The following is a 25,731-nucleotide window of genomic DNA, read 5'->3' on the forward strand; positions in this document are numbered from 1 at the left end:
TAAATGTGTTTAAAAACAATTCAATTCTATCTATTTTTGACGCATGCAAGATTATCTTTCTAAAGCATTAGATTATATACAAGACCGTCGATGGTTAGGACACTTATTGTTTTGGGTTATTTTCTTTTTAATTCAAACGCTAAGTACTGGATCAGAATATTATGAAACCTATCAGGTTGCTATTCATAAGTCTGTTATGTTAATTCCTAAAGTAATTGCCACTTATGTACTTATCTATTATCAGATCCCAAAATTTTTATACAAAAAGAAATACTTACTGTTTGCGCTATCTTTTTTAATAACCAGCTATCTATTTTCTGTATTAGCCCGTATAATGGTTGTACATTTCGTTGAAGAATTAATAAGACCAAAACCATTTGCTCAAGAATCGATTTTAGAAATACTTATTGATATAAAAAGGTTATATGCCAATTATTACCTTGGTGTTTATTTTCCAGCTTTATTGTTTTATATTTTAAAGCTTATACGAGAAAAATCAAATGAAAAAAGTCAACTGGAGCAATTAGAAAAGGAAAAATTTTCAGCTGAATTGAACTTCTTTAAAGCGCAAATTCATCCTCATTTTTTGTTCAATACACTCAATAATTTATACACCTTAACCTTGCAAAAATCTGATAAAGCTTCTGAAACCGTATTAAAATTATCTGAGATATTAGATTACATGCTTTATAAATGCAATGATGCAAGTGTGCCAATTGAAAAAGAGCTCAATCTCATACAAAATTATATTGATCTGGAGCAATTGCGCTATGGAGATCGTTTAGAGCTTGTTTCTAATAGAAATGTAGATAATTTACAAGCACCTATAGCTCCACTCATTTTAATGTCGCTTATTGAAAATGCCTTTAAACATGGTGCTAGTGGTGCTATTGATAAGCCTTTAATTAAAATTGATGTATCTGTAAAAAATAATCAATTACAATTTTCAGTATTTAATACCAAAACTAAATTTAAACAATCTGACGAAACTAATTTTAAAGAAGGTATTGGACTAAATAACATCAAGAAGCAGCTACAACTTTTATATCCAAACAAACATCGGCTAGAAATAAATGAGCAAGAGCTTTCTTATCATGTAAAACTTGATGTAGATTTGAAATCTGGTAGTATGCTTAAAAATTAATTGAAGATTGAAAACAAAGTGTATCATAATTGATGATGAGCCATTAGCTATTGAGTTAATTAAAGCACATATTTCAAAATTTCCTAACCTAGAGCTTGTTGGCAGTTGTCAAAATGCCTTAGAGGGTCTAGAGTTGTTACAGTCAAAACCTGTTGACCTATTGTTTTTGGATATTCAAATGCCAATGCTTACCGGAATTGAGTTTTTAAGATCCTTAAATAATCCTCCAAAAGTTATTTTTACAACCGCATATAGAGAATATGCTTTAGAAAGTTATGAGCTCGATGTAGTTGATTATTTATTAAAGCCTATTTCCTTCGATCGTTTTTTTAAAGCAATTAATAAATACTTCAAGAATTCAAAACCTAAAAGTGTAAGTTCTGTCTCAAAAGAAAATAATACCAATTCTAGTGATCATATTTATGTAAATGCCAATAAAAAACATTTTAAAGTTCTTTTTGATGATATTCTTTACGCAGAAAGTCTAAAAGATTATATAAGAATACATACAAAAGATACTTCTATTACTACAAAAGAAAAAATCAGTGACTTTGAGAAAAAACTACCTTCCACTTTTCTCAGAACACACCGTTCTTATATTGTAAATACTCAAAAAATTACTGCTTATACTTCTCAAGATATAGAAATTGGTGCGATTGAAATACCTATAGGCATAAGCTATAAGCAACTCGTTTCAGATTTTTTAAATCATTGATTCATTTTCTCTAAAAACTCTCCCATCTTTTGATGAACTATCTGCATTGCCTTTAATGGACGTACCATAACTTTTATTGATTTTAACTTACCTTCTTCATTAAATGACACCATATCAATTCCTTCTACCGTTATTGCTTCAATAGTGGTTTTAAACTCTAAAACGGCATCATTTTCATTAGCAATTTCATTTACATACTCAAAGCTCTCATTAGCGATAATCTGTTCGGCCGCCATTAAATACATTTTTACAAAAAACTTGCCTTCAATAGGTGTAAATACCACGGGAGAATATAATATAACATCATCTGAAAGAAAGTCATCCAACATTGTTAGATCTCTATTTTTAATAAAATCATGCCAAGTTTTTAATCCTTTTGACTGTGCCATAGTTTAAGTTTGTTTTGGTAACCCTAAAATATAATATCCTAATTTTTTGCCATTACCTTTAGTTGCAACCTCCATTTTCCATGAATAAGAATCATTTCTTATTCCTTCCAACAATTCATTTACGTCTTCGAATGTATACATTCTCGGTAACGAGGCTTGCCCGTCCCAAGCATAAAAAAATGGAATAAGCGGAATGATATAGGTAAAAATAAGCTGCTTAAGTGTTAGTGGCTTACTAAAAGGTGTCATACATAAGGCCATTATAAAAACAATTATTAATGAAATTGGCAATAGTAACCACCATAACAATAAAGGCATTTTATTTTCTGCTATTTCATAGATTAAAAAGGGTTGTTTTGTTTCTTGAGCTGACTTTAAAATCGCCTTTGCTTTTTCAGGAGGCATGTGATGAAAGCTATTCACCATGGTTTTTAGTCCTAATGGAGCTTTTTCAAGATCGCTGGCATCTAAAGATTCATCGCTATATGTAATATGTTCTAATTTTTGATTATTAATATAATCTATAAACTGTGAGTTAGGATATAAATCTGTTAATACTAAAGAGACAGGGCTATTACCCTCTCTATTTATATATTCAACTACATTTAGCATAATCCCACCAGAGCCAGAGCCTATATCAATGATTTGACCATAAGGTTGTTTCTTTTGGATTTCATTAAGTAGATTGGCTAGTACCTCCTTAGTACCAATCATTTTATGAAGTACCGCAATTAAATTGGTCATACTAGAGCGTATCCAACTCGGAAACCAAGAAAAATCTTCAAATTCAAATAGTTGGATTCGTTTCATAATAAAACGTCTGTTTAAAGAGGAATATTCCCATGCTTTCGTTTGGGCCTATCTACTTCTTTTCCTTCGAGCATGGCAAATGCCTTTATTAACTTTCTTCGTGTTTCTTGTGGTAAGATTACCTCATCTATAAATCCGCGTTGTGCAGCTCGATACGGATTCGCAAATTTTTCCGCGTATTCAGCTTCTTTTTCAGCCAGTTTTGCTTCATGGTCTTTTGCTTCGGCAATTTCCTTTTTAAAGATAATCTCACTTGCCCCCTTTGCTCCCATCACGGCGATTTCGGCAGATGGCCAGGCAAAATTCATGTCGGCACCGATGTGTTTCGAGTTCATTACGTCATAAGCTCCTCCATAAGCCTTACGAGTAATCACACTTACTCTTGGTACTGTTGCTTCACTTAGTGCGTATAATAGTTTAGCACCATTCGTAATAATCGCATTCCATTCTTGGTCCGTACCAGGTAAAAACCCGGGCACATCAACTAGTACTAATAATGGAATATTAAAACAATCGCAAAAACGTGTAAATCGTGCAGCTTTTTTTGAACTATTTACATCTAAGCATCCTGCTAAACTCATTGGTTGGTTGGCAATAATCCCGATACTCCTACCTGTCAATCGCGCAAAACCTACTACAATATTATCGGCATAATCTTTATGGATTTCGAAGAAAGAATCTACATCGGTAATTCCGTTAATTACCGATCGCATATCATAAGGTTTATTCGCATTATCAGGAACAATACTAGCTAATTCATCTCGAAACTCATCACCTAATTGATAAGCCAGCTGTTTGGTAGTTTCTTGATTATTCTGTGGCATAAAGCTCAACAATGTTTTAATGTCTTCTAGACATTGCACATCATTTTCTGAGGTTAAATGTGTCACTCCAGATTTTGTAGCATGTGTGCTTGCTCCACCTAATTCTTCAGAGGTTACTTCTTCATTGGTTACTGTTTTTACCACATTAGGTCCTGTTACAAACATGTAGCTCGAATTCTCAACCATCACCGTAAAGTCGGTCATTGCCGGAGAATATACTGCACCGCCAGCGCATGGCCCCATAATGGCTGAAATTTGCGGAATTACACCAGATGCTTGTACATTTCTATAAAAGATATCTGCATATCCGCCTAGTGATCGAACGCCTTCTTGAATACGAGCTCCTCCCGAATCATTCAATCCAATTAAAGGTGCGCCCACTTTCACAGCCAAATCCATTATTTTACAGATCTTTTCAGCATGAGTTTCTGATAGTGACCCTCCAAAAACGGTAAAATCCTGGGCAAAAACGTAAACCAGCCGGTTATCAATAGTTCCATAACCTGTTACAACACCATCTCCATAAAATTGCTGTTTGTCCATTCCAAAATCCGTAGTGCGATGTGTAACTAAAATACCCACTTCTTCAAAAGAACCCTCATCTAGCAAATAATCTATACGTTCTCGAGCCGTAAGTTTTCCTTTTTGATGCTGACGATCAATTCTTTTTTCACCTCCACCTAACTTTGCTTCGGCAATTTTATCTTGTAATTGTTCTATTTTAGATTTCACGAGTTGGCACTTTTAAGATTTGTTGTTCTTTTAAATACATTTTCAAAGCCAATTTAGCAGCAATTTCAGCTTCCGTTTTATAGGTTTCTTCTAGCAGTTCTTTCGAATAATACTTTTTTACAAAATGGGTGTCAAAATTACCAGATACAAAAGCTTCATGATTACATACAAATTTTCCAAATGGTAACGTGGTTTGAATTCCTTTAACCTTATAATTATCTATAGCTATCTTCATTAATTCAATGGCCTCATCACGAGTTTCTCCATATGTGATCAATTTAGAAATCATTGGGTCATAGTATATCGGAATTTCCATTTTTGCTTCAAAACCATCGTCTACCCTTATATTTTTTCCTTTAGGAGGATTGTACGTTTCCAAAGTTCCAATACTTGGAAGAAAGTCATTTAAAGGATCTTCCGCGTAAACTCTTAATTCAAGAGCATGTCCTTTAATTTCCAGGTCTTCTTGTGTAAAGGATAGTGCCTCGCCTCTGGCAATTTTTATTTGCTGCTCTACAAGGTCTATGCCAGTGATCATTTCTGTAACAGGATGTTCTACTTGCAAACGGGTGTTCATTTCTAGAAAATAGAAATTCTTATTTTCATCTAATAAGAATTCAACCGTTCCTGCCCCTAAATAATCACAAGCCTTAGCAACTTTTACGGCCGCCTCTCCCATTTTATTTCGAATTTCGGGTGTTAATACGCTCGAAGGTGCTTCTTCAACCACTTTCTGATGGCGTCGTTGAACACTACATTCACGTTCAAATAAATGAACCGTATTTCCATAGCTATCGGCCAACACTTGAATTTCTATATGTCTTGGTGAACCTATATATTTTTCAATAAATACAGAACCATCACCAAATGCCGAAGTAGCCTCAGAAATGGCACGTTCCATTTGTTCGGTAATATCTTCTTCTTTTTCTACAATGCGCATGCCTTTTCCTCCGCCACCGGCCGAGGCTTTTATTAAGATAGGGAACCCAATTTCTTTGGCAATTTTTTCGGCAAAAGCCACATCCGTTACTGCTTTGTCTATCCCCGGAACCATAGGAATATCATAATCTTTAACTGCGTCTTTGGCTGCTAATTTGCTTCCCATAACCTTTATAGCTTTTGATTTAGGGCCAATAAATATAATTCCTGCTTTCTCAACTGCCTCTGCAAATTCAGCATTCTCGCTTAAGAATCCATAACCGGGATGAATACCATCTACACTTAATGATTTCGCTACTTCGATAATTTTATCTCCTAATAAATAGGACTGATTCGAAGGTGCCGGGCCTATACAAACTGCTTCATCAGCAAAACGAACGTGTGGAGCATTTCTATCGGCCTCAGAGTACACAGCTACCGTTTTTATTCCCATTTTCTTTGCTGTATGCATTACACGTAAGGCAATTTCTCCTCTATTAGCTATTAAAATCTTTTTCATCTTAGTCCATTTCAATTAATAGTTCATTTTTCTCTACTTTATCACCGGCTTTTATGGTAATTGCCTTTATGATTCCATCTTTAGGAGCTGTAAGCGTGTTTTCCATCTTCATTGCTTCTAACACCAAAATGCCTTCTCCTTCTTTTACTTCCTGTCCTTCTTTTACATCAACAGACACAATCAATCCCGGCATTGGCGCTTTTACATCATTAGCCTTTTGTGTAGATGAAGCTTCCAATCCTAACTCAGTAATCAACATATCCAAACTATTTGAAATGGCTACTTCATAGCTATTGCCATTTACCTGTACGATGTATTGTTTTTTGTTAAAATCAGATACTAAAACTGTGGCTTCAAAAGATTTATTTTCTTTTAAAATATGAAAGCTGTTTTCTGTTTTTTTTGCAATATCTAAGTTTTTCATTTCTCCTTCAGAAAAACTAAAGTCATAAGATTGATTGACTTTTACCTTGAAAGATTGGCCCATAGAAAATTTTGAAATTAGAATAGCTAAAATATCAAATAATATGCTCATATAATAATTTTGATTTTAGCATTGCTAATTAAAATTTTGCTAGTAATTTTGCCATGTTCTCATAAAGGGGTGCCTAAAATTGGCTGAGATCATACCCATTGAACCTAGAACAGGTAATGCTGTTTAGGAAGTGAGCATTAAAGGAAGGTCTTATAGACCTTTTAATTGGTGCAAGAATGAAGCGATACTTCATTCATTAAAATCTAATTATTAATTAAGAATAATTACCTCTTTTTATTCGGTTATAAACTATAATCGTAATGAAAAAAATTTCGTTATTCTTGGCAATATTGGCCCTTTCGGTCAGTTTATACGCTCAAGAAAAAAAACAAGACTCAACCAAAGTAGAAAAATTAGATGAAGTTTTGGTAAGGGCAGTAAGAGTAAAGTCTGATGCGCCAGTAACACATTCTAACTTAACCAAAAAAGAAATTGCTAAACGTAATCTTGGGCAAGATATACCGATGCTTTTAAACTATTTGCCTTCGGTAGTTAGCTCTTCTGATGCAGGTGCTGGTATTGGATATACTTATTTAAGAGTGCGTGGTTCTGATGCAACGCGAATTAATGTAACTATTAATGGAATTCCGTACAATGATGCTGAAAGCCAAGGTACTTTTTGGGTAAACCTTGGTGATTTTGCGTCTTCTACACAGAGTTTGCAATTGCAACGAGGTGTAGGCACCTCAACCAACGGATCGGGTGCTTTTGGTGCCAGTTTAAACCTATTGACAGATGCCATTTCAGATAAGGCCTATGGTGAAATTTCTAATTCATTTGGTTCATTTGGAACGCGAAAACACACAGTAAAACTGAGTACCGGATTAATTAATGATAATATTGAGGTTGTAGGTCGTTTATCGAATATTTACTCCGATGGATATGTAGATCGTGCATTTACCGATTTAAAATCTTATTTTCTACAAGCTTCTTATATCGGCGATAATACATTGATCAAAGCATTAACTTTTGGTGGTAAGGAAAAAACGTATCAGGCATGGTTCGGTTTAACCACTGAGCAATTAGAAGAAGATAGACGTCAAAATCCATATACTTATGAAAATGAAACGGATAATTATGAGCAAAATCATTATCAGGTTCATTGGAATCAAAAATTATCAGATAAATGGTCTACAAATCTTGGTTTGAACTATACTAAAGGTGAAGGTTTTTTTGAACAATATAAACCTGAAGAATCGGCTGAAGATTTTGCCAATTTAATAGAAGATGACTCAGATGTTATCGTTAGAAGATGGTTAGACAATGATTTTTATGTGGCCAATTTTAATGTAAATTATAAAGATGAAAAGATTGACATAATTACCGGATTATCTTATAGTGATTATACCGGAGATCATTTTGGGGAAGTGATTTGGGGAAGTGACTTATCACCTGACACCAATATAAGAGATCGTTATTATTTTAGTGATGCTAAAAAAACAGACTTTAGTGTTTTTTCTAAGGCTAATTTTAATCTAAATCAAAAACTAAGCGCGTTTATAGATCTCCAAGCGCGTTTTGTAAGCTATCAAACAGAAGGATTAACTTCAGATAGAGTACCGATTGATGTAGATAAGAATTTTGACTTCTTTAATCCTAAATTAGGATTAACCTATGCGATTAATGAAAGCAATAGCTTATATGCTTCATACGCTAGAGGGAACAGAGAACCCAACAGAAATGATTTTGAAAATGGAACAGATCAACATGAAAGTTTAGATGATTTTGAGTTGGGTTGGCGTTTGAATAAAGAAAAAATTAAGCTCAACAGCAATATTTATTATATGAACTATCAAAATCAATTGGTACTTACCGGTGCTATTGATGATGTTGGAGCACCAATTAGGGCTACCAGTGGAAAAAGTTATCGTTTAGGTATAGAGGTTGATGCTAACTTAAATTTAAGTAAGTCTTTTTCTGTACGTCCGAACATAGCGATTAGCACTAATAAAAATAAGGATTTTAAAACATCAATAGATGGGCAAATAGAAGATCTTGGAAACACTCCCATTTCATTTTCTCCAGATGTGATATTTGGAAATGCTCTTATTTACATACCTGTAAAGAATTTACAATTGGCATTTCTGTCTAAATATGTAGGTGAACAATATATGGGCAACCTTGGAGGAAGAATATCCGATGTAGAAAAATTAGATGATTATTTTACAAGTGATTTTAATGTGGTTTATGAAATAAGAACCAATAAAATATTTAAGTCTATTGTACTTAAAGGATTAGTGAACAATATTTTTAATAATGAATATGTAGATAGAGGGTATTACTTTACATTTGATGATACCTGGTCTGTACCAGATGTAACAACAACATTAGATGGAGCGGGTTATTATCCTCAAGCGACTATTAATTTCTTGGTTGGGGCTACCTTAAAATTTTAAAAATTGAGTTTGTCATTTTGGATAAGGTGAAAATTCTTATAAAGGTTTTTCACCTTGTTTAGAAAGGCATTCTACCTATTTGTAGATATATCTAATTTTTTTCTTGCCAACCGGTATAACCGCCCAGTAGATTATACACCTTAGAAAAACCATTCTCTTCTAGCAGCTTAGCTGCTCTTGCACTACGACCACCAGCTCTACAATAAACCAAAACAGGTTTTGATTTATCCAAACCTTTAACAGCTTTGGTTAGAAAATCACCCTGTTTTATATCAATTAAACGTGCATTAGAAATTGAGCCAAGTTCAAACTCTTCTTGAGTTCGTACATCAATTAATTGCAAATTATTAGCATCCATTAATTTTTTAAAATCTACTACCGAAACATCTTCAATAACTTTGGTAGGGACTTTATTTTCAACTTTCTCTTTACAAGAAAATGCAATAACCAATATTAAAAATATTGCCAAATGTTTCATTTTTTATAGTTAAATTTTAGTTCTTCTTGACTACCATCTTTTTGACGCATTAACACATAAACGTTCATTTCACCAGCGTTAACTTTCTCAAAAGTCATCCCGTCAAAATAGACTGCGTTATCAGTAAGTTTAACTAACGGGAAATCTACTGTTTCGTCTTTTGTCTCCCAGCCTTTTAGGTCACCATTAAAGTGTTTTAGCTGCAGTATGAGCGATTCTTTCACTTCTCTAATAATTTCGATTTCGTAGAAAGATACTTTACCGTTATTAATCAATTTAAAAGCGGCCATCATAGAATCTCCAGATGGCTCACTCCAATTTTCTTCGGTGATTCCACCGAATGCCTTGCCTTTCCATTGTCCAGAAATCCAAGCTACATCAGTAATTTTTGCCTTAGGTGAAGTTGCTAAACTATCTAGTGTTAAAATATGCTCGCTCACTTTTGTTTGTGCATTAAGGTTAAATCCACATAATAGTACAAAGGATAAAAGAATATATTTCATCATAATTTGTCTTTATATTAAAGACGTATTATTTTATTGTTGTTGGACAGACATAGTCTGTTTTTTTAATTTCAGTTTTTTTAATGGCTCCATATCCACCGGCTACATCAATTACATTATGAAATCCCCTTGCTTTTAATATAGAGGCCGCAATGACTGAACGATATCCACCTGCACAATGCACATAAAAAGTCTCTTCTAAAGGGAATTCATTAATATGACGGTTAATAAAATCTAATGGTGTGCTCAAGGCATTTTCAACATGTTCGCTTTGAAATTCTCCTGGTTTTCTAACATCAAAAACTAATGCATTTTGGGTATTTATGCGATTTTCTAAATCTTCCGCTGAAATAGACTCCAGAGAGTCAACTTCCTTTCCAGAATCTTTCCATGAATCAAAACTACCGTCTAAATAACCTAATGTATTGTCAAAGCCAACTCGAGATAAACGTGTTATTGTTTCTTCCTCTCTTCCAGAAGGAGTAACTAATAAAATTGGTTGGGCGATATCCATTATTAAAGCACCAACCCAAGGTGCAAACCCACCATCGATACCGATAAAAATCGAACGAGGAATAAATCCTTTAATAAACTCTGATTGATGACGCACATCCAATATTAAAGCTTCATGTTCATTTGCTAATTGTTCAAATTCATCAGGACTTAGAGGCTTTGCTCCTTTATCTAAGACTTTATCAATACTTTCATATCCTTCTTTGTTTAACTTCACATTTAATGGGAAATATTGAGGTGGAGGTAACAACCCATTGGTAACTTCTTTAACAAACTCAGCTTTAGACATATTGGCTCTTAAGGCATAATTCGTTTCCTTCTGTTCACCAATGGTACCAACCGTTTCTTTACTCATGTTTTTACCACAGGCGGAACCCGCTCCATGAGCTGGATATACAATGACGTCATTACTTAATGTCATTATTTTAGTACGTAAGCTATCATAAAGTAATCCTGCCAATTCTTCCTGAGTCATGTCTGCCGCTTTCTGAGCTAAATCAGGGCGCCCAACATCACCTAAAAACAGCGTGTCACCACTAAAAATAGCATGATCTTTACCATTTTTATCTTTTAGAAGATAAGTAGTGCTCTCCATGGTATGACCAGGTGTATGCAAAGCGATAATCGAAACATCTCCTAATTGAAATACTTCTCCATCTTTAGCAGTATGAGAATCAAAGGAAGTTTTCGCAGTTGGTCCATAGACAATTTTAGCACCTGTTTTTTCAGCCAAGGTTACATGACCACTCACAAAATCGGCATGAAAGTGCGTTTCAAAAATATATTTAATCTTGGCTTGATCTTTTTTAGCTCTTTTAATATATGGAGCTACTTCTCTCAGTGGATCAATGATAGCAACTTCTCCATTACTTTCTATATAATATGCTCCTTGGGCTAAGCACCCGGTATATATCTGCTCTATATTCATTTCATCATTGTTTAAAAAGCAAAGTTAAACACAAAATAGATTAACAAAACTAATATTTATCATAAAGTAATTAATCAAGATTGGTTTGTCGTATGTATTTGCTGTATTTTTTTTCTTTATTGGGATCATTCTTAAAATAATTGTCAACACCTTCTTGAATGCTCATAAACATATTTTCCACTCCAATTTTACTAATAAAGGAACTCTTTCCAAGTGCGTCTCTTACCGGACCTTTTATTCCAGTAAGGTAAATCTCAACCCCTTTTACCATATGGCGATCTATAATGTCACTTAAAGCTGAAATACCTGTGCTGTCAATACTATTTATTACTTGAGCATCAATTATAATAAGCTTTAAATCATCTTTTTTATGCTTCGCAAATTCATCAATTTTATCTTTAAAATAATTAGCGTTTGCAAAGTATAATCGGGCATCAAAGCGAACAATTAAAATTTCGGGATGTATTTCTACTTCATCAAAACGTGAAACGTTTCTATAAAAATGGGTGGTGCCGGGTACTTTTCCCAGTACGGCCATATGCGGCTTAGAAGTTTCAAAAATTACCACAAAAGTTGATACCAAAACCCCAATAATTATTCCTTCTTTAATTCCTATAGTGAGTGTAACGATAAAAGTTACCAGCATCATTAAAAAGTCCTTCTTATTACTTTTCCATAAAAACTGAATGTCTTCAAACTTAATCAAACTAAAAACCGCTACAATAATAATTGCGGCTAAGATCGTTTTAGGCAGATAGTAAAATACAGGTGTTAGAAACAATAATGTTATTAAGATAAATAGTGCTGAAAACAAACTAGCCATTCCTGTTTGAGCTCCTATCTCTTTATTTAGTGCTGATCTTGCAAAACTACCTGAAGAGGTATAAGAGCTCATCATAGATCCAAAAATGTTACTCATCCCTAATGCTATCAACTCTTGATTAGCATTGAGTTTAGGTTTTGCATCATCATTATCTAAAGCCTTTGCGATAGAAATGGCCTGTAAAAATCCTGTAAAAGCTAATGTTAAGGCAACAGGAATTAGCTTATTAAAGAGGTCATAATTTAGCTCAGGAATTTCAAAGGGAGGTAATCCTTTAGGTATCGTTTTTACAATTTCGACTCCAGAAAAGGTACTCCCAAAATATTTCATGACTAAAATACCTAATACCACAACAATAAGCGCTCCAGGTATACGCTTGTTTATTTTTCGTAAACTATAGATGACCAAAATTGCAATACCGCCAATTAATAAGCTTTTTAAATGAGCTCCAGAAAAACTATTAAAAAGGTCATAAATTAAATTTTGAATGTGGTTACTGCGTTCAATATCTATTCTAAGTAATGCCCTAAATTGATTAAAACCAATTATTAGAGCTGCCGCCGTAACAAAGCCTGTTAATACCGGTTTTGATAAAAAATTAACAATAAACCCTAATTTAAAAAAGCCTACTATTACTTGTATACAACCAACCATTAGGGTTAGACCTAGAACTACGGCTATATAATTTTCTGGGTTTACCGAGGCTATTGCCGAAACTCCTGCTGCAATAATTAATGAATCTATGGCAATTGGTCCGGTAGCTAACTGCCTAGAAGTGCCGAAAATAGTATACATTACCTGCGGAATTAGCGCTGTATATAATCCATATATAGGCGGCAAGCCGGCAATAATTGCATAGGCTATTCCTTGTGGAATTAAAATAATACCAACCGTTAGTCCGGCAATTAAATCGCCCTTTAAATATGAAAAAGAATAATTAGGAAGCCAATCGAGTATTGGAATATATTTTTTCAATCGATCTGGTATTTATAACAAATGTAGCAGATTTTAATAACTTTGAACAATGAACATACAAGTATTGCTTTTTGGAATTACCAGAGATATTATAGGTGAGGGTGAATTGAATCTAACCGTTTCGAACGATTTGACCGTTGCGCAGTTAAAAGAACGGTTGGTTCAAGATTATAACGACTTAGCCAATTATAATTATCTAGTAGCTGTTAACGAGACATATGCCGATAACACCACCTTGTTACAAGCTAATGATACCGTTGCTTTAATTCCTCCCGTTAGTGGTGGCTAAGCTCTTAGGTATTTCTTGTCTATATAAAATGTTCCAAAAGGAATTATGGAAGCTACTAAAACTGTAAAAAAAATTTTAGAATCCCATTTTAAATTGTCTTTTATTAAGTAAGCCAATACTATATAGGCTACAAATAGTAAGCCATGCGGCATCCCTAGCATTTTTACATAGCTTTCATCATTACCAAAATACTTTATTGGAACTGCTATAAACAGTAATAATATATAAGATAAGCCTTCCAATATGCTAACTACTCTAAATACATTCTTCATGATCATAAAATTTCGTCTGCAAAAGTACAACCCGATTCGTTAAATTTGTAATGAATTCTGTTAAAATAGGCGCAGTTTTTGATATATTGACCTTGTAATTAAATGCGTTTAGCAACCCATTTATAATTTTGATTTTATGAACAATACGAGTTCGGTTCTAATTACCCCTTCAAAACTTAATCTACAACAATGTTATGATTTTGTTCATGATGCTTCTTGTGGAGGGATTGCCTTATTTGTTGGCACCGTAAGAAATCAAACAAAAGATAAAGAAGTGACCTTACTTGATTTCTCTACCTATCAAGCTATGGCTTTAAAGGAAATGCAAAAAATTGCTGATAAAGCCTTATTGGATTTTGATATTTTAAAAATCGCCATTCATCATGCCGAAGGAAAATTACAGATTGGTGATATTCCCGTAATTATTGCTGTTTCGGCGCCTCATAGAAAAGCTGCTTTTGCAGCTTGTCAATTTGCGATAGGTACATTAAAAGAAACTGTACCCATTTGGAAAAAGGAGCATTTTGTAGATGGTGAAGTTTGGGTGAATGCTACGCCATGAAAATCAAAATAGCTTTTTTAGCACTTTTTATACTTCTTGCTTGTAAAGAAGAAAAGCCATCTCTAATAAGTTCAAATAAAACAAAATCATTAGAAAAATCTTATGGAGATCAAATAGATTACGTAAAATCATTCGCAAAGCAGAACAATTATAACAATGAGATCGCCTTTATAATTGATTATTCTTTACATAGTGGTAAAAATCGATTTTTTGTTATTGATCTAGTGCAAGAAAAAATTATAAACCATGGATTGGTGTGCCATGGAAGTTGTAAAGGAAAAAATACTAACGGAAAAGCAGTAATCTTTAGTAATACACCTGAGAGCTATTGTACTACTTTAGGCATGGCGGTTATGGCTAAGCGAGATTATAGCAGATGGGGTAAAAAATACAAGTATTGGATAGACGGATTAGAAACGTCCAACTCCAATATGCGAAAAAGAGTTGTTGTTTTGCATGCATGGGAACATGTGCCAAATGAAGAAGTTTATCCAAATCCAATTGCGTTGAGCTGGGGTTGCCCAACGGTTTCAATTAAATTTTTAGATGAATTAGATGAAATTTTAAAGAAAAATAAGAAGGTGTTGCTATATTCGTTTAAAGACTAGTTATTCTTGAATATCTATATTCATTCTCTGTCATGAGAACCTGAAACAAGTTCAGGTTGACACAGTTCTATATAATGAATCACTAACAGTCAATAATTTTTAGACAATCTCCATTTTATTTAGTAAAAAGGAAGCATTCATATTCTTGCAAATACCTTCTTTAAGTTTATAGTCGAAATGAAGCTCATCATCTATTATTTCGGCATCGAAATAGTAGTTTTTAATCTCTGGTAATTCCTTTTCTATTTCGCATAAACTAAGATCGTGAGTGGCAATTATTCCTGTAGAATTAGAAGCAACTAATTTCTCTACAAATTTTCTAGAGCCAATGGCTTTATCGGTACTGTTTGTTCCTTTTAAAATCTCATCTAGAATAATGAAATAATCTTTAGTTTTAATTTCATCGATGATGAATTTTAGGCGTTTTAATTCAGAGAAAAAATAAGATTCATCATCTGCTAGAGAATCAGAAGTTCGCATACTTGTAATTAATTTAATCGGAACATATTCAAAGGATGCTGCACACACTGGTAGCCCAGCATTCGCCATTACAATAGCCAATGAGACCGTGCGTAAAAAAGTGCTTTTACCAGCCATATTTGCCCCTGTAACAATAAAAAATTGTTGGTCAGAAATAGAAAAATCATTATCCACTCTTTGCTGTGTTTTCAATAACGGATGACCTAGCATTTGAGCTTTTATGATACTTTTATCATTGTTAATCAGTGGAAAAACATAATTAGGATGATTAAAAACAACATTTCCTAATGAATTATAGGCGTCAAAAAAAGCAATAACTTCAAACCAGTTTTCAACCTTTTTTGAATATTGTGAAATCCATTGTTCTACCTTATTTGAAATTTGTAGATCTCTTAAAAAAAAAGCATTCCCAAGAATTGCAATAAGTACGTTATTTCGTTGATCTAAAGCATCTATGAATTTCGAAAATTGAGCAAAAATTAAAGAGGCTTTTTTAGTTTCTGTCTTAATTTTATCTTGTTGATCAAGTAAAAACTTGGCCTTAAACCTCTCAGATTCAATTAGCTCTAAAAGCTTATAATACTGTTTAAAAGTACTTTTTGCCTTGTCAGCTTTTTGATATATCATATTTACTTTTTTAAAGTAAATGCCACTAATCATCAAACCTATAAAAAACCAAAGCAGAAGTATGTTGAAATCGATAAGCTGAGTGATAGTGAGCATGCTTATCGCAAATGAAACCAGCGAAAAAACAAACGGCAACCATTTTATATAGCTCTGAAAAACAGGTTGATAGTTTTGAATCCAATTTAAGATTGATTTAGAAGAATGTTCTACTTTTACTAAACCAGCTACAGCAGAAAACTGCTGTCTCCATTTTGGTCTAGTAGCTAAATCTTTAATAGCTTCTTGCTTTATAAGAATATGGGCATTCTCATTTTTAATGAGTAATTCGGCCAATAAATTTTTCCCCTGTATAATAGCAGTTCTATTGATGTATTGAAAAAAAGAACCTCTACCAAATAAATCGATATCATAACTATAAAAGTGATTCGAATTTATAAATTCTCTACCTTCATCAAGCACAGATAAATCACCATTAAGTACAGTTATTTCTCTATTATTCTGAAAAATTAAGGCTGTGGTTAAATTTCGATTATTCTGTAATTCGGTATGGCGTATCAGTAAATACAAAAAAATGCTAAAACCAAGTATTCCTACTAAAATCATAGCCCATACATTCCCAAAAAAATAATAGAAACCTAAACAACTTGCTAAAAATATTGATAATCGAAGGGTGCTAGAGACAATTAATTGTTTTTTAATAAGGTTTCGTTGTTTTTCAAAAAACTGCTTTTCCTTCGTATAAAATTCTATAGGTTTTTGAATCATTTAATAATTTGCTTTCCCAAATTAAAGTTTATAAGCTAAGAGTTTTTTATTTCTTTAATGGCTTCTTGATATTCTTCTGGAGTATTAACATTCCGAATCAAGTTATCATCCACTTCAACGATCTCGACCTCAGAATTGATCAATGCCTTTCTTGGACATGAGTAACCCTGAGCTAAATAATTCAATAAAATGGAATATGCTTTGGGCTCATAAATGGTAATTAAAGGCTCAACAAATTCTTTTGATTTTCCTTTAACAGCTGTTGCCATTTTTGAAGGATTTCTACGTTTTAATAGTTCTTGAATCAAGTCATCATCTACAAAAGGCAAGTCTGTTGCTAAAACAAACCAAGCTTTATTAGGGTTGTTCATAAAAGCGGAACAAATAGCTCCAAATACTCCCAGACCAACAAATTTATCTTGAATCACCTGATAACCACTTAAATTTTCATCATCGGCTAGCGAAACATACGTGTCTAGTAAATTATTCTCTAGTAATTCTACGGTATGTGCTAACTGCGGTTTGCCGTGATAGTCGATTTGTGTTTTATCTTGCCCCATTCGTTTGCTTTTACCTCCTGCAAGCACTAATCCTTGTAGTGGAGCAATAGTCTCTTGAATTAAATTATTTATATGATCAGCGATAGCATCAATTTCAGTAATATGATATGATCTTAGATTTTTTATGGTGGGGTATTCCTCTAATAAAAAATCAAAATATTCGGCGTCATCATTTAATTTAACAACAAATTGAATTCGATCTAATTGATCTAATCGTTTTTTAACCGAAGCCTCTTTTTCACTATCTAAAATGAGTATTTGTTTGGTGCCTTTAAAATGGTTTCCATTAATAAAAACTAAATCATAGTTTGAAAAGTGGATACGTTCATTATATTGATTCAAGTGGTGTTGTGTTGTAACAGACAAATTACCTGAATGATGTGCTATATATTCATCGAAAATAGGTGCTTGAATTGCATCATTATGTGATGCGTCTAAATAGGCAATTTTAGCATTATTTTGAAGCTTTTCACTCGTTTTTTGCACAAAATCAGCAATAATAGAGCATTTTGCACCTAAAACAGCAATTTCATTAGGCGCAAAATTATCATTAATTCTACGCTTTAATTTGGCATGTTTATAATGTTTAATATTATCCATTCTTAATGTCTGATTTTCCTCCTGTTTTTTCTAATAATTTCACTTCTTTAATAATCATTTCTTGTGAAATAGATTTACACATATCGTATATCGTTAAGGCTGCAACCGAAGCACCTGTAAGCGCTTCCATTTCTACGCCTGTCTTCCCTTCAATTTCTACTGAACATAGAATTTCTAAATGCTCCTTATCTCGGATGCTAATGTCAATAGCAACTCCATTAATCATTAATGGGTGGCACATTGGAATTAGATCAGAAGTTTTCTTTACTGCCTGAATTCCTGCAATAACTGCTGTTTGAAAAACAGGTCCTTTTTTAGTGTTTAGCTCATTCCCTTCTAATCGAGAAATGATCTCATCTCCTAAATACATTTCGGCTCTCGCAACCGCTCTTCTTTTGGTGATCTTCTTATCGCCAACATGTACCATCTTAGGATGATTTTTATCTGTTATATGTGAAAATTCATTCATTCATCTAAAAGTTATTAACGGATAAACTTCGCCTGCCTTAAAGCTAATCTTATCCGCTGGTAATTCTAAAAAACCATCAATAGCTACTAAATTGGCCAAATCACCTGAGCCATTTCCAATTGCCGGTTTCGCAATCTTAAGTCCATCATTGTATTGAAGTTTTACTTGCAAAAAATAAGTGAGTTGAGGCTTAAATTCAAAATCTTCGCCAAGTATTGCCTGACTAGTTCCGTTATAAAGTAATCCTGTCGATTTTTTATACCACGGATAAAAATATTTTAAACAACTTACAAATGTAGAAACCGGATTACCAGGAAACGCGAAAACAAAAGTTTTTGTTTCTTTTGCTTTTTTATTCTGCTGATTTGTGCTCAATTTACTTTTAATTCCAAACCAAAATGGCTTTCCTGGTCGTTGAGCAACCTTGTGAAATAATTGCTGAACTCCTAATTCATTCAATACTTCTGGTAAAAAATCAAATTTTCCTTTGCTTACTGCTCCACTAAACAATAGAACATCGTAATTCGCTAAATAGGCTGCTATTCTATCCTTTAAAGCAGCTTTATCATCTTTGATATGATCTGCGTTTGCTTTAATATTTAATCGTTGTAAGAGCGATACTAATGAATAGCTATTGCTTCGCCTTATTTGATATGGTAATGGTGTTTCATGTATTTCAACTAATTCATCTCCCGTAGAAACGATCATCACTTGTGGTATTTTAGCTACCTTAACCGTTGATTTGCCAACTGTACTTAAAACTCCCATTTCAGCGGCAGAGATCGACTTATTTTTTCGAATCAAAACATCTCCTTGCTTTCTATCTTTCCCTTTCTTATGAACATTTTGCCCTTTTGAAATATTCTCAACATTAATTCTGGCAGCATTATTTTCAAAGGTAAGATCTTCATATCGAATTACCGTGTCTGTATTCTCAGGAAGCATTGCTCCGGTCATTACCTCAAGACAATTTTCCTGGTTGTCTAAAATCAGTGGTAAGCTACCGGCTGCTTGAACTCCTTTAACAGGAAAACTTCTTTTCCCATTACTAAAAGAATCATAATTAATGGCAATTCCATCCATACTTACTCGATTGAATGGCGGAAAATCTCTATCAGCTACCACATCTTCTTTAAGAATGCGCCCTAAACTTTCGCTCATAGAAACTTCTTCAATACCAAAATCCTGGGTATTGTCAAGAATAATATTTAATGCTTCTGGTGATGAAATCATTTTATGAACCTTTCTATTTCTTTTAAAGTAATTTTATTATTATTTAATTGAATTTATCCTCCAATTGTAGACATACTTTCGGAAACATTTCTATTTTGTTTTCGGTTTGCCTCAGCCTCAAATCCATCCTTAGGTTTCTCTTTTACTATAGTTAAGAATAGTTCTTTTAAATCTTCATTACTGGCTCCTTTACGGATAAAGTCACGTACATTAAATATCCCTTCATCAAACAGGCAATTCTTAAACATTCCTGTAGCTGTTATCCGAATACGATTACAATCTCCACAAATAGTTCTTGTAAAAGCAGGAATAATTCCAAATGTTCCTTTATAACCATTAATTCTGAAGTTCTTAGAAGTCGATGATTTTTCAGATGTCAAAGGCTCAATATCATTATAATTTGACTGTATTTCTGATAGAATTCTATTATAATTCCATGTTTCTTTAGTTATTCGTTGACCTTTGCCATTAAAAGGCATTTCTTCAATAAAACGAACTGCTAGGTTTTTAGATTTAGTAAATTCAACAAAGTCAATTATTTCATGCGTATTTACTCCTGATTGCACGACCATGTTCAGTTTTAAATTCAAAGAACTTTGCTCTAATAACTCTAATGTTTTATAAACCTCGTCAAAAACATCTCTACGCGTAATTTTGGCAAAATTTTCTGAATCTAAACTATCTATGCTTAAGTTTATTGATTTGATTTTAAGTTTTTCTAATGTTTTAACATGCTTGGAAATAAGTGCTCCATTAGTAGTAATATTAATTTCATCTAACAGATCATTAAATGAAAGCATCTCCAAAAACTTTATAAAATCTTTACGCACAAAAGGCTCTCCACCTGTTAAACGTACTTTGTTAACTCCTAGCTCACTTAATGCTCTAGTGATTCTATACATCTCCCTAAAAGTCAATAACTCTTTTCTGCCAACGATATCTATACCATTTGCAGGCATGCAATATTGACAACGCAAATTGCAACGATCAGTAACTGCCAATCGCAAATAAGAAATTTGCCGTCCGAATTTGTCTATTAATTCACTCATATTGGAACTTGCAAGTTACGAAGAAAGGGGCAGATTATAATTTTTGAAGAAGGTAATTAACAATGTAATCTGTAGCTCCTACATTACTTTTAACATAGTTTTTTGATATATCCCCTTTTTCTGTTAAAATTTGTTTGCTTTTATATAATGTATTCAAAGTGGTATCGAATTCTTCTTGAGAGTTTACTACTATACAACCTCCCTTTACAACCAATTCAATAGCTTCATTGAACTTTTGATAATGCGGTCCTATCACAATGGGCACACCATAAGTAGCAGGTTCTAAAATATTATGTAAGCCTGTTTTAAAACCGCCACCAACATAAGCCACATCAGCATAATTATACACTTTGGTTAAAATACCTATGGAATCGATGATTAGCACCTGTGCGTGATTAAACTTTTCTTGATCTTTATTAGAAAATAATACAACATTTTTGCTAATTGATGTTTTTAATTTTTCAATTTCTTTTTGATGAATATTATGAGGTGCTATGATAAATTTTTCCTCTTCAGATGCAAGATTATTAATATAATCAACCAACATCGCCTCGCCCTCGGACCAGGTACTACCAGCAACTAAAGTGTGTTTGTTATTTTTAAAATTTTCAATTTCTTGAATTGTATTATCTTGGTTTAAGATATCATAAACGCGGTCAAATCGTGTATCTCCGCTAACAGTTATGTTACTAAAGCTAATACTCTCAAGTAATTTTTTTGACCCTGCATTCTGCACGAAAAAATGATCAAATGTCTTAAGAGAATCTTTCATCCAGCCACCATACCACTTAAAAAAAGATTGATCTTTTCTAAAAATCCCTGATATTAAAATGGTCTTTATATTATTATTACTGAGCTCTTTGAGCATGTTTGGCCAAAACTCATATTTTACAAAAACAGCCACTTTGGGGTTAACTAATGCTATAAACTTCTTTGCATTTGCAGCAGTGTCTAAGGGTAAATAAGTTACCAAATCGGCAAATGCATAATCTTTTCGAACTTCGTAGCCAGAAGGTGAGAAAAAAGTAATCAATATTTTTATATCTGCAGCTTTATTCTTGAGCCGCTCTATTACCGGTCGTCCTTGCTCGAACTCACCTAAAGATGCGCAATGAAACCAAATAACAGTGTCCGATTTTGAAATATGGGATTTAATTTTTCCATAGACATCTTTTCTCCCTTCAACAAAAAGGTTAATTTTTTTATTGAAAACAGCTATAACTTTGAGTAGTAAGCCAACTATTTCTAAAGCAACGTTGTACAAAAAATTCATACTAAGCGCTAAAATATAAATTTAGTATTACTGCACTTAAATAATTCGTATTTTTGTGCGTTTATGATTCAAATCTTACTATGAAAATACCTATGGTTGACCTTAAAGGTCAGTATAAAAAAATAAAGAATGACGTTGATAAAGCTATAATTGATGTTGTAGAATCTTCAGCTTTCATTAATGGCCCTCAAGTGAAAAGTTTTCAGAAAAATTTGGAGGATTATTTGGATGTTAAACATGTAATTCCTTGCGCAAATGGTACTGATGCCTTGCAAATTGCAATGATGGGTCTCGGTTTAGAGCAAGGTGATGAAGTCATTACAGCTGATTTTACTTTTGCTGCTACAGTTGAAGTAATTGGTCTATTAAAGTTAACACCTGTTTTAGTTGATGTTGAGCCCGAAACATTTAATATAGACATTGATGCCCTTAAAAAAGCAATAACCCCTAAAACAAAGGCAATTGTTCCGGTACATTTATTCGGGCAATGTGCAAATATGGAAGCTATCTTAGAAATAGCTAACGAACATAATTTATATGTCATTGAAGATACTGCACAGGCTATTGGTGCTAACTATACTTTTTCTGATGGAACTGTTCAAAAAGCAGGGACCATGGGTGAAGTTGGTACAACTTCATTTTTTCCATCTAAAAATTTAGGTTGTTACGGCGATGGGGGTGCCATATTTACCAATGATGATGAGTTAGCACATATATTACGGGGTATGGTAAATCATGGTATGTACAAACGCTATTATCATGATGTTATAGGTGTAAATTCGCGATTGGACAGTATTCAAGCGGCAATTTTGGATATTAAACTTCCTTACTTAGATGCATATTGTGATGCACGAAGAAAAGCTGCTGAGTATTATAATAATGCTTTTGCAAATAATGATAAAGTCATTACTCCTATTACAAGTGATTTTACAACGCATGTTTTCCATCAATATACCCTACGCCTTAAAGATATAGATAGAGATGCCCTGCACCAACACTTGTTAGACAATGGTATTGCAAATGCCATTTATTACCCTGTCCCGTTACATAAGCAAAAAGCTTATGTAGATGAACGTTATAATGAAGAAGATTTTAAAGTAACCAATGAATTGGTAAATACTGTCATATCATTACCAATGCATACGGAGTTTGAGGAAAAACAATTGCAATTTATCACTCAAACAGTTTTAAATTTTGTTGAAGAATAATCTATGAATGTAACTGTTATAGGTACAGGCTATGTTGGTCTAGTCACCGGAACTTGCTTATCAGATATGGGTAATAATGTTACCTGTGTAGATATAGATGAAGAAAAAGTTAAATTAATGAAATCGGGAAAAGTTCCGATTTATGAGCCAAATCTAGAAGAACTTTTTCATAGAAATATTAAAGGCAATCGTCTGCATTTCACAACCAGTTTAGAGGAAGGAATTAAGGATTCAACTGTTGTCTTTTTAGCTTTACCTACTCCTCAAGATGAAGATGGTTCGGCAGACTTATCGTATGTAGAAGCTGTAGCAAACGATTTGGGTAATTTAATTAATGATTATAAAATCATTATTAATAAGAGTACGGTACCAGTTGGAACTTCTGATAAAGTTCGTTCAATTATTTCTGATCTTACGGATGTACAATTTGATGTAGTTTCAAACCCTGAATTCTTACGAGAAGGATATGCTGTACGAGATTTTATAAAACCTCAGCGTATTATTATTGGTTCTAATAGTGATACAGCTAAAAAGATACTTGCCGAGCTATACAAGCCTTTTGTTACGGTTGGACGCCCAATTATTTATATGGATGAACGTTCATCCGAATTAACAAAATATGCATCAAACACCTTTTTAGCCACCAAAATTACTTTTATGAATGAGGTGGCAAATTTATGTGAAAGAATTGGTGCAGATGTCGACTTGGTACGTATGGGTATGGGATCTGATGCGCGTATTGGTAATCGATTTTTATTCCCAGGGATTGGATATGGAGGTTCATGCTTCCCTAAGGACGTTAATGCCCTAGTAAAATCAAGTGATGAAGCCGAATATAATTTTAAGATTTTAAAGTCAGTTTTAGATATCAATAAAAACCAAAAAAAATCTTTAATCCCTAAGATCAAAAGGTATTTTAACGATGATTTAAAAGGTAAAAAAATTGCAATTTGGGGGTTAGCATTTAAACCCAATACTGACGATATTCGCGAAGCACCATCTATTGATGTTATTAATGAACTACTCTTAGAAGATGTTAAAATTTCTGCGTATGACCCAGAGGCTATGTCTAATATGAAACGTATCTATGGAGACAAAATTGATTTTCAAGATGATGCTTACAGCACTGTAAAAAATGCCGATTGCTTAGTGGTTTGTACAGAGTGGAGTGAATTTATTTCTCCAAGCTTTAATAAGATAAAAGAGTTAATGAATGATGCTGTTGTATTTGATGGTAGGAATATTTTCGACCTCGAAGTAATGCAAAGTCATGAGTTTCATTATGAATCTGTAGGAAGAAAAATTATTACCAAGTAAGAAATGTTTACCTCTTCTTTTTTAAAAAAAGAAACTTGGGTATCAAAATCTGATACTTGACAAGATTAAAATAAGTGTATGGACAAGAAAATATTAATAACCGGGGGAGCAGGATTTATCGGGTCTCATGTAATTCGTTTATTTGTAAACAAATACCCCAATTATCAAATTTATAATCTGGATGCTTTAACTTATGCTGGTAATCTTGAAAATATTGCTGATATAGCAGATTGTAATAACTATAATTTTATAAAAGGTGATATAAAAGATTATAAATTCTTAAATACTCTTTTTAAAGAGCATCTTTTTGATGCCGTAATTCACCTTGCTGCCGAAAGTCATGTAGATCGTTCGATTACCGATCCGAATGCATTTATTGAAACAAATGTAATTGGTACGGCCAATTTAATGAATGCTTTTCGTGAAAGTTGTGATGAAAATTTCGATAACAAGCTTTTCTATCATGTTTCTACCGACGAAGTTTATGGTTCGTTAGGTAAAACCGGCCTATTTACGGAAACCACATCGTATGATCCACAATCACCATATGCGGCATCTAAAGCGGCATCTGATCACTTAGTTCGCGCTTACGGAAATACCTATAATATGCCCTTCATTATTAGTAACTGCTCAAATAACTATGGAGGCAATCAATTTCCTGAAAAATTAATTCCATTATTTATTAATAATATAAAAAATAACAAATCGCTTCCTGTATATGGCGATGGACAATACACTCGCGATTGGCTATATGTTGTTGATCATGCACAAGCTATTGATTTGATTTTTCATAAAGCTAAGCAGGGCGAAACGTATAATATTGGTGGTTTTAATGAATGGACAAACCTTGATTTAATACATCTTCTTTGTGAACAAATGGATGCTAAACTTGATCGAGAAAAAGGAAGCTCGGCTAAATTAATCACTTTTGTAAAAGACAGAGCTGGTCATGACAGACGTTATGCTATTGATGCTTCAAAGCTAAGTAAAGAATTAGGCTGGAAACCATCCGTTACTTTTGAAGAAGGTTTATCAAAAACAATTGATTGGTATTTAGAAAATGATTCTTGGTTGCATAATGTTACTTCGGGTGCTTACCAAGATTACTATAAGAAAATGTATCAGTAATGTCATTTAAGCGGCGTTACGTAAAAAGGGAAAAGGAGTAGAAAAACACATAACGCCACTCCAAATGACTGTTTATATTTTATTTCAA

The 25,731-nt window shown here is 33.3% G+C and carries 25 protein-coding genes; 9 read left to right on the top strand and 16 right to left on the bottom strand.

The annotated features are described in order from the left end of the window. The first annotated feature begins 43 nt into the window (after positions 1-43). The gene (locus AC1EUU_RS10855) at positions 44-1,144 is read left to right on the top strand and encodes a sensor histidine kinase (RefSeq protein WP_480201444.1); all 1,101 of its coding nucleotides are present in this window, start codon (positions 44-46) and stop codon (positions 1,142-1,144) included. Between the two features lie 7 nt (positions 1,145-1,151). After that, positions 1,152-1,859 carry a LytR/AlgR family response regulator transcription factor gene (locus tag AC1EUU_RS10860; protein ID WP_480201445.1) on the top strand — a complete coding sequence of 236 codons (708 nt, stop codon included), beginning with the start codon at positions 1,152-1,154 and terminating at the stop codon, positions 1,857-1,859. On the opposite strand, the gene AC1EUU_RS10865 is transcribed toward AC1EUU_RS10860, so the two are convergent. From AC1EUU_RS10865 to AC1EUU_RS10885, 5 genes are read right to left on the bottom strand one after another with little or no spacing between them, the layout of a single operon-like run. Beyond that, entirely contained in the window at positions 1,853-2,248 is a 396-nt protein-coding gene (locus tag AC1EUU_RS10865; protein WP_480201446.1) for a nuclear transport factor 2 family protein, read from the bottom strand. The two genes, AC1EUU_RS10860 and AC1EUU_RS10865, sit on opposite strands and share 7 nt — an antisense overlap. Before the next feature lie 3 nt (positions 2,249-2,251). Further along, positions 2,252-3,058 (bottom strand): hypothetical protein, encoded by an 807-nt coding sequence (locus tag AC1EUU_RS10870; protein ID WP_480201447.1) that lies wholly within the window; start codon positions 3,056-3,058, stop codon positions 2,252-2,254. A 14-nt stretch (positions 3,059-3,072) separates the two neighbouring features. Beyond that, positions 3,073-4,614, bottom strand: coding sequence for an acyl-CoA carboxylase subunit beta (locus AC1EUU_RS10875; protein WP_480201448.1), 1,542 nt, complete (start codon positions 4,612-4,614; stop codon positions 3,073-3,075). Beyond that, positions 4,604-6,052: an acetyl-CoA carboxylase biotin carboxylase subunit gene (gene accC / locus AC1EUU_RS10880; RefSeq protein ID WP_480201449.1), complete on the bottom strand. Its 1,449-nt coding sequence runs from the start codon at positions 6,050-6,052 to the stop codon at positions 4,604-4,606. The genes AC1EUU_RS10875 and accC overlap by 11 nt, the downstream gene beginning before the upstream one ends. Before the next feature lies 1 nt (position 6,053). Next, a complete protein-coding gene (locus AC1EUU_RS10885) occupies positions 6,054-6,587 on the bottom strand; it encodes a biotin/lipoyl-containing protein (protein WP_480201450.1) in 534 nt (177 codons plus the stop codon). Between the two features lie 260 nt (positions 6,588-6,847). Here AC1EUU_RS10885 and AC1EUU_RS10890 point away from each other — a divergent pair, with 260 nt between their 5' ends. Next, positions 6,848-8,983 carry a TonB-dependent receptor gene (locus tag AC1EUU_RS10890; RefSeq protein ID WP_480201451.1) on the top strand — a complete coding sequence of 712 codons (2,136 nt, stop codon included), beginning with the start codon at positions 6,848-6,850 and terminating at the stop codon, positions 8,981-8,983. 91 nt (positions 8,984-9,074) lie between these two features. Here the strand turns inward: AC1EUU_RS10890 and AC1EUU_RS10895 are convergent, their stop codons facing one another. From AC1EUU_RS10895 to AC1EUU_RS10910, 4 genes are all read right to left on the bottom strand, one after another. After that, on the bottom strand, positions 9,075-9,461 hold the full coding sequence (locus tag AC1EUU_RS10895; RefSeq protein WP_480201452.1) for a rhodanese-like domain-containing protein: 387 nt from the start codon (positions 9,459-9,461) through the stop codon (positions 9,075-9,077). Continuing rightward, a complete protein-coding gene (locus AC1EUU_RS10900) occupies positions 9,458-9,967 on the bottom strand; it encodes a DUF6265 family protein (protein ID WP_480201453.1) in 510 nt (169 codons plus the stop codon). The genes AC1EUU_RS10895 and AC1EUU_RS10900 overlap by 4 nt, the downstream gene beginning before the upstream one ends. A 25-nt stretch (positions 9,968-9,992) precedes the next feature. Next, positions 9,993-11,405: an MBL fold metallo-hydrolase gene (locus AC1EUU_RS10905; protein ID WP_480201454.1), complete on the bottom strand. Its 1,413-nt coding sequence runs from the start codon at positions 11,403-11,405 to the stop codon at positions 9,993-9,995. 70 nt (positions 11,406-11,475) lie between these two features. After that, complete coding sequence (locus tag AC1EUU_RS10910; RefSeq protein WP_480201455.1) at positions 11,476-13,203, bottom strand: SulP family inorganic anion transporter; 1,728 nt, start codon at positions 13,201-13,203, stop codon at positions 11,476-11,478. Between the two features lie 49 nt (positions 13,204-13,252). On the opposite strand from AC1EUU_RS10910, the gene AC1EUU_RS10915 reads away from it, so the two are divergent. Beyond that, entirely contained in the window at positions 13,253-13,492 is a 240-nt protein-coding gene (locus tag AC1EUU_RS10915; RefSeq protein ID WP_480201456.1) for a MoaD/ThiS family protein, read from the top strand. On the opposite strand, the gene AC1EUU_RS10920 is transcribed toward AC1EUU_RS10915, so the two are convergent. Next, entirely contained in the window at positions 13,489-13,764 is a 276-nt protein-coding gene (locus AC1EUU_RS10920; RefSeq protein WP_480201457.1) for a DUF3817 domain-containing protein, read from the bottom strand. The genes AC1EUU_RS10915 and AC1EUU_RS10920 overlap by 4 nt on opposite strands. Positions 13,765-13,900: 136 nt before the next feature. On the opposite strand from AC1EUU_RS10920, the gene AC1EUU_RS10925 reads away from it, so the two are divergent. Together AC1EUU_RS10925 and AC1EUU_RS10930 are read left to right on the top strand one after the other, a co-directional pair. Continuing rightward, positions 13,901-14,326, top strand: coding sequence for a molybdenum cofactor biosynthesis protein MoaE (locus AC1EUU_RS10925; RefSeq protein WP_480201458.1), 426 nt, complete (start codon positions 13,901-13,903; stop codon positions 14,324-14,326). Continuing rightward, positions 14,323-14,934, top strand: coding sequence for a murein L,D-transpeptidase catalytic domain-containing protein (locus tag AC1EUU_RS10930; RefSeq protein ID WP_480201459.1), 612 nt, complete (start codon positions 14,323-14,325; stop codon positions 14,932-14,934). The genes AC1EUU_RS10925 and AC1EUU_RS10930 overlap by 4 nt, the downstream gene beginning before the upstream one ends. Positions 14,935-15,033: 99 nt before the next feature. Here the strand turns inward: AC1EUU_RS10930 and AC1EUU_RS10935 are convergent, their stop codons facing one another. Genes AC1EUU_RS10935 through AC1EUU_RS10960 form a run of 6 tightly spaced genes read right to left on the bottom strand, consistent with a single transcriptional unit; the run spans position 15,034 to position 21,990 of the window. Then, positions 15,034-16,806 (bottom strand): MutS-related protein, encoded by a 1,773-nt coding sequence (locus tag AC1EUU_RS10935; RefSeq protein ID WP_480201460.1) that lies wholly within the window; start codon positions 16,804-16,806, stop codon positions 15,034-15,036. Between the two features lie 35 nt (positions 16,807-16,841). Continuing rightward, positions 16,842-17,966, bottom strand: a complete 1,125-nt coding sequence (locus tag AC1EUU_RS10940; protein ID WP_480201461.1) for an NTP transferase domain-containing protein — start codon at positions 17,964-17,966, stop codon at positions 16,842-16,844. Then, on the bottom strand, positions 17,959-18,435 hold the full coding sequence (gene moaC, locus AC1EUU_RS10945; protein ID WP_480201462.1) for a cyclic pyranopterin monophosphate synthase MoaC: 477 nt from the start codon (positions 18,433-18,435) through the stop codon (positions 17,959-17,961). The genes AC1EUU_RS10940 and moaC overlap by 8 nt, the downstream gene beginning before the upstream one ends. Further along, entirely contained in the window at positions 18,436-19,668 is a 1,233-nt protein-coding gene (locus tag AC1EUU_RS10950) for a molybdopterin molybdotransferase MoeA (protein ID WP_480201463.1), read from the bottom strand. It lies immediately after the preceding gene. 53 nt (positions 19,669-19,721) lie between these two features. Further along, the gene (moaA, locus tag AC1EUU_RS10955; protein WP_480201464.1) at positions 19,722-20,717 is read right to left on the bottom strand and encodes a GTP 3',8-cyclase MoaA; all 996 of its coding nucleotides are present in this window, start codon (positions 20,715-20,717) and stop codon (positions 19,722-19,724) included. A gap of 34 nt (positions 20,718-20,751) precedes the next feature. After that, entirely contained in the window at positions 20,752-21,990 is a 1,239-nt protein-coding gene (locus AC1EUU_RS10960; RefSeq protein ID WP_480201465.1) for a 3-deoxy-D-manno-octulosonic acid transferase, read from the bottom strand. A 92-nt stretch (positions 21,991-22,082) separates the two neighbouring features. Here AC1EUU_RS10960 and AC1EUU_RS10965 point away from each other — a divergent pair, with 92 nt between their 5' ends. The 3 genes from AC1EUU_RS10965 to rfbB all read left to right on the top strand — a co-directional run bounded on the left by AC1EUU_RS10965 (position 22,083) and on the right by rfbB (position 25,643). Then, on the top strand, positions 22,083-23,198 hold the full coding sequence (locus tag AC1EUU_RS10965; protein ID WP_480201853.1) for a DegT/DnrJ/EryC1/StrS family aminotransferase: 1,116 nt from the start codon (positions 22,083-22,085) through the stop codon (positions 23,196-23,198). Positions 23,199-23,201: 3 nt separating this feature from the next. Then, positions 23,202-24,515 carry a UDP-glucose dehydrogenase family protein gene (locus tag AC1EUU_RS10970; protein ID WP_480201466.1) on the top strand — a complete coding sequence of 438 codons (1,314 nt, stop codon included), beginning with the start codon at positions 23,202-23,204 and terminating at the stop codon, positions 24,513-24,515. A gap of 78 nt (positions 24,516-24,593) precedes the next feature. After that, complete coding sequence (rfbB, locus tag AC1EUU_RS10975) at positions 24,594-25,643, top strand: dTDP-glucose 4,6-dehydratase (RefSeq protein ID WP_480201467.1); 1,050 nt, start codon at positions 24,594-24,596, stop codon at positions 25,641-25,643. Positions 25,644-25,731 lie beyond the last annotated feature (88 nt).

This window comes from Maritimimonas sp. 2205BS37-2 (genome assembly GCF_056591755.1).

What these genes read in the sequence shown, in the direction of transcription:
- AC1EUU_RS10855 (WP_480201444.1), top strand. Translation starts at nt 44, where the DNA reads ATGCAAGATTATCTTTCTAAAGCATTAGATTATATACAAGACCGTCGA.
- AC1EUU_RS10865 (WP_480201446.1), bottom strand. Translation starts at nt 2,248, where the DNA reads ATGGCACAGTCAAAAGGATTAAAAACTTGGCATGATTTTATTAAAAAT.
- AC1EUU_RS10870 (WP_480201447.1), bottom strand. Translation starts at nt 3,058, where the DNA reads ATGAAACGAATCCAACTATTTGAATTTGAAGATTTTTCTTGGTTTCCG.
- accC (WP_480201449.1), bottom strand. Translation starts at nt 6,052, where the DNA reads ATGAAAAAGATTTTAATAGCTAATAGAGGAGAAATTGCCTTACGTGTA.
- AC1EUU_RS10885 (WP_480201450.1), bottom strand. Translation starts at nt 6,587, where the DNA reads ATGAGCATATTATTTGATATTTTAGCTATTCTAATTTCAAAATTTTCT.
- AC1EUU_RS10890 (WP_480201451.1), top strand. Translation starts at nt 6,848, where the DNA reads ATGAAAAAAATTTCGTTATTCTTGGCAATATTGGCCCTTTCGGTCAGT.
- AC1EUU_RS10895 (WP_480201452.1), bottom strand. Translation starts at nt 9,461, where the DNA reads ATGAAACATTTGGCAATATTTTTAATATTGGTTATTGCATTTTCTTGT.
- AC1EUU_RS10900 (WP_480201453.1), bottom strand. Translation starts at nt 9,967, where the DNA reads ATGATGAAATATATTCTTTTATCCTTTGTACTATTATGTGGATTTAAC.
- AC1EUU_RS10905 (WP_480201454.1), bottom strand. Translation starts at nt 11,405, where the DNA reads ATGAATATAGAGCAGATATATACCGGGTGCTTAGCCCAAGGAGCATAT.
- AC1EUU_RS10915 (WP_480201456.1), top strand. Translation starts at nt 13,253, where the DNA reads ATGAACATACAAGTATTGCTTTTTGGAATTACCAGAGATATTATAGGT.
- AC1EUU_RS10920 (WP_480201457.1), bottom strand. Translation starts at nt 13,764, where the DNA reads ATGAAGAATGTATTTAGAGTAGTTAGCATATTGGAAGGCTTATCTTAT.
- AC1EUU_RS10925 (WP_480201458.1), top strand. Translation starts at nt 13,901, where the DNA reads ATGAACAATACGAGTTCGGTTCTAATTACCCCTTCAAAACTTAATCTA.
- AC1EUU_RS10930 (WP_480201459.1), top strand. Translation starts at nt 14,323, where the DNA reads ATGAAAATCAAAATAGCTTTTTTAGCACTTTTTATACTTCTTGCTTGT.
- AC1EUU_RS10935 (WP_480201460.1), bottom strand. Translation starts at nt 16,806, where the DNA reads ATGATTCAAAAACCTATAGAATTTTATACGAAGGAAAAGCAGTTTTTT.
- AC1EUU_RS10940 (WP_480201461.1), bottom strand. Translation starts at nt 17,966, where the DNA reads ATGGATAATATTAAACATTATAAACATGCCAAATTAAAGCGTAGAATT.
- moaC (WP_480201462.1), bottom strand. Translation starts at nt 18,435, where the DNA reads ATGAATGAATTTTCACATATAACAGATAAAAATCATCCTAAGATGGTA.
- AC1EUU_RS10950 (WP_480201463.1), bottom strand. Translation starts at nt 19,668, where the DNA reads ATGATTTCATCACCAGAAGCATTAAATATTATTCTTGACAATACCCAG.
- moaA (WP_480201464.1), bottom strand. Translation starts at nt 20,717, where the DNA reads ATGAGTGAATTAATAGACAAATTCGGACGGCAAATTTCTTATTTGCGA.
- AC1EUU_RS10960 (WP_480201465.1), bottom strand. Translation starts at nt 21,990, where the DNA reads ATGAATTTTTTGTACAACGTTGCTTTAGAAATAGTTGGCTTACTACTC.
- AC1EUU_RS10965 (WP_480201853.1), top strand. Translation starts at nt 22,083, where the DNA reads ATGGTTGACCTTAAAGGTCAGTATAAAAAAATAAAGAATGACGTTGAT.
- AC1EUU_RS10970 (WP_480201466.1), top strand. Translation starts at nt 23,202, where the DNA reads ATGAATGTAACTGTTATAGGTACAGGCTATGTTGGTCTAGTCACCGGA.
- rfbB (WP_480201467.1), top strand. Translation starts at nt 24,594, where the DNA reads ATGGACAAGAAAATATTAATAACCGGGGGAGCAGGATTTATCGGGTCT.